Raw genomic sequence first — 4,116 nt, 5'->3', positions numbered from 1 at the left:
GCATTATTAGAATTAAATCAATTACCTAATGAATATGTAAGTGAAGTGCCTGATGCACAAACGGTATATCTTAGGGTCGAAAGAGATAACGACTGTTTTGGAATTAATTCTATGCTGCTGGAGGTATTACCTGTTCCACAGTATAATGAAGTTCCTGATGAAATTTTATGTACAGACACCCCTGGTGTTATAGATATAGATCTTACAGAATATGATGCGCAAGTACTGGGGTCACAAGATCCTAATTTATATATAGTAACCTATCACAGCTCTCAGTTAGATGCGGACACAGGGTTTAACGCACTGGAAAGTCCTTATACGGTTAATGAACAAGAAACAATTTATGCACGTGTTGAAGTTGATAATAGCGATCCTTTTACAGCAGGCTGTTTTATCTCCAATATAAACTTTACTCTTACTGTTGAACCAAAACCTGTTTTTGCAGCACCTACTCCATTGATTGTTTGTGATGATGATGATATCGACGGAATAACTACCATAGATATCTCTGTTAAGACAGAAGGCATTATGGCTGGTATTGCAGAGAATGTTGTTACCTATCATGAAACTGAAGAAGACATGAATGCAGGTATAAATGCTATCGAAAATGTGACAGCTTACACAAATACTGTTAATCCACAGACCTTATATGTGAGAATTGAAGATGATATGACTGAAGTAACAGGATGTTACTCAGATACTACTTTAGAGTTGATTGTTCAAATACCACCCCTTGTAAGTAATCCTCCAGCTTTGGAGTATTGTGATGCCGATGCAGATGGTTTTGGAGTATTTAACCTTACAGACTCTGATGAAGCAATCACTAATGGATTACCAAATTTATTGATAAGCTACCATGAAACACAGGCAGATGCTGAGAACAACCTATTCCCTATTACTGAAGAATATGATAATATCGTTGCTTATCAACAAACAATCTATGTTCGAGTAGAAGACACTACCATTACTACAGACTGTTTTAGTTATGTAGAACTTTTATTGGTTGTTAATGATGTTCCACAGATAAACACGGAGTCATCTTCTCTGGAGGTCTGTGATGATGACACCGACGGTTTTGGATTATTTGATTTAAGTCTTAGTAATGAGGAAGTACTAAATGGGTTAGATCCTTCGGAGTTTACCATTACTTATTATGAGACTCCTGAGAATGCTGAGAATGCTGAGAATGCTATCATTACTCCGTTTGCATATACTAACATAACTGCATTTAATCAGACTGTTTGGGTTCGTGTTGAAAATAACACAACCGAATGTTACAATACAAGTAGTATAGAATTAACCGTAAATGAGTTACCTGTACTTACACAGCCAGATCCTCTTAATCTTTGTGATTATAATAATCCTGGTGATGAAATAGAAGAATTTACTTTAGAGGATAGTATTGGACAGGTTCTACAAGGACAAACAGGTATTGGAATAACCTTCTACGAGACACAGGAAGATGCAGATAATGCTACTAATCCAATTGCTAGTCCTTATACTAATACAAGTAATGCGCAAACAATATATTTAAGAGGGGAAAACGAAATTACAGGTTGTTATTCTACTATTACATTAGACCTTCGAGTAAATCCTATTCCAAGTCCTGTAGTTCCTGATCCTATAGAGGAATGCGATGAAGATAATGATGGGTTTACGTTCTTCAATGTAGAAGATAACGAAGTAGATATTATTAATGGAGAATTAGACATTGTGCTATCCTATTATGAGACAACAACCAATGCAGAGAATGCTGTAGATCCTATTATTAGTCCTTATTACAATATTGTTCCAGATAGTCAAATCATATTTGTTAGAGCTGAAAATATTGTCACGGGTTGCTTTACTATAGTTGAGCAAGAACTAGTTACTATTCCTTCACCAGAGCTACCGTTGATTATAGAAGATATTGTTGTTTGTGACGATGATTATGACGGCATTACTGTATTTGATTTAAGTCAAAGAGATGAAGATATCTTTGGAGAACAAAGTACTACGGACTTTGGTTTAACTTATCACGAGACACTAATAGATGCAGAAACAGGAGAAAATCCTATTATAAATACTACTAGTTATCAAAACCTAACCAATCCACAGACTATTTTTGTAAGACTTGAAGATCTTAATAATGACTGTGTAAGTATCGGTGAATTTAATCTTATTGTTGCTCTTCCTCCTGTGATTGTACAGCCTACAGCATTAGAAGAGTGTGATGACGAAGTTGCTGATGAAACCACAGAGTTTGATCTAACCGTTAAGAATGATGAAATAACAGCGGGTAATATAGATTGGGAGGTTATTTATTATGAAACTCAAGAAGATGCCTTAGCTGGAACAAATGCTATTGAAAATCCTGAAGCATATACAAATACTGCTGTTGCTGGTAATGCTGCTAATCCACAAACATTACACGTAGCAGTTGTAAATATAGAAGGGTGTATTGCTTATACGACTTTAACAATAAGAGTATTACCAAATCCAACACCAAGTACAGATGCTGAAGATATTGAATTATGCGATTATGATAATCCAGGCGACCAGATAGAAGTCTTTGATATTACTATTAACGAGGCATATGTCATTAACGGAGAACTTGGGGTAAGTGCAGCTTATTACGAGTCTTTAGAAAATGCTACCGATGAAATAGACCCTATTGCAAATCCTACTACTTATAGCAATATAGAACTAGGACAACAAACAATCTATGTAAGGGTAACTAATGATACTACAGGATGCTTTACCATTGTTACCTTTGATATTATAGTAAATCCTTTACCAGATATTGGAGATGTTCCTGATGTAATTGCCTGTGAGATAAATACAGATGGATTCTTTGACTTTGATCTGGAAACTGTTACAAGTGAATTGTTAGGTACTCAAGATCCTGCAAACTTTACGGTAACTTATCACGAAACACAAGAAGATGCAGATAATGGAGAAAATGCACTGGTTAGTCCTTATACAAATCTTACAAACCCACAGCAACTCTTTGTAAATATCACCAATAATCTAACAGGATGTAATATTACAGGAGCTGGCTTTAACATAAAAGTACAGGAAGCAGCTATTGCAAATGGTGATGGAGTACCTGCAGAACTTATAATATGTGATGATCCAAATACAGCTAATGATGGTTTTGCTCAGTTTAATCTAACAGACTTAGATGCGCAGATTTTAGATGGACAAGACCCTGTAAACTTTACAGTAACTTACTATGCCACTATAGAAGATGCAGAAGCTTCTATGAACCCATTACCAACAAGCTTTGAAAACACTTCTAATCCTCAAACTATTTTTGTTAGAGTAGATAATGATACTAATGTAGATGATCAATGTTATGATATTACAGATGCAACCTTACTAGTTAATTTACTTCCAGAATTTACCCTAGAAGATAGCTATATGGCTTGTGTTGATGTAAACGGAACGGAATTAATAGGACCAACAGTAATGATAATCGATCTCCCTGTTAATGAGTATACTTTTGAATGGATCAATCCAATGGGAGACTTAGAAGCTACCACAGCAGCACATACTCCGCTAATGGGAGGAATATACACAGCTGTAGCCACTGATATATTGACTGGCTGTAGAAAAGAAGTTACAACAGAAGTAATCCCTAGCTCACCCGCTATTGTAGAAGCAGTAGTTACTACGCTTGCCTTTGCAGAAGAGCATGTAATAGAAGCAAATGCGGTTGGAAGTGGTGATTATGAATATAGATTAGATGATGGACCATGGCAATTAGATGGAACATTTACCGATGTTAGTCCAGGTGAACACATAGTTACTGTCAGAGACTTAAATGGCTGTGGAATCGGAACTAAGTCTGTATTAGTTATTGATTACCCAAGATTTTTTACCCCTAACGGAGACGGATATAATGACACTTGGCAAATCATAGGTATTGATACCAGACCTCTATCAACTATATACATCTTTGATAGATACGGTAAATTACTAAAACAACTAAGCCCACTAAGCGAAGGTTGGGATGGTACATTTAACGGAAAACCATTACCAGCAACTGACTATTGGTTCAGCGTGAAATATGAAGAACCAGGTACGGAAATTATCAAAACGTTTAGAGCACACTTTAGCCTGAAAAGATAAAAA

The 4,116-nt window shown here is 35.9% G+C and carries 3 protein-coding genes; 1 reads left to right on the top strand and 2 read right to left on the bottom strand.

The genetic code is table 11. The features are described from left to right. Window positions 1-17 precede the first annotated feature (17 nt). Together ACTF45_RS09105 and ACTF45_RS09100 are read right to left on the bottom strand one after the other, a co-directional pair. Window positions 18-179, bottom strand: coding sequence for a hypothetical protein (locus ACTF45_RS09105; RefSeq protein ID WP_438949846.1), 162 nt, complete (start codon window positions 177-179; stop codon window positions 18-20). Window positions 180-341: 162 nt separating this feature from the next. Further along, window positions 342-527 carry a hypothetical protein gene (locus ACTF45_RS09100; protein WP_438949845.1) on the bottom strand — a complete coding sequence of 62 codons (186 nt, stop codon included), beginning with the start codon at window positions 525-527 and terminating at the stop codon, window positions 342-344. A 1-nt stretch (window position 528) separates the two neighbouring features. Here ACTF45_RS09100 and ACTF45_RS09095 point away from each other — a divergent pair, with 1 nt between their 5' ends. After that, a complete protein-coding gene (locus ACTF45_RS09095) occupies window positions 529-4,113 on the top strand; it encodes a T9SS type B sorting domain-containing protein (protein ID WP_438949844.1) in 3,585 nt (1,194 codons plus the stop codon). Window positions 4,114-4,116 lie beyond the last annotated feature (3 nt).

It is taken from the genome of Prochlorococcus sp., from assembly GCF_965655815.1.
GTDB classification, from domain to species: domain Bacteria; phylum Cyanobacteriota; class Cyanobacteriia; order PCC-6307; family Cyanobiaceae; genus Prochlorococcus_A; species Prochlorococcus_A pastoris.
This window is presented reverse-complemented; position numbering and strand designations above follow the sequence as displayed.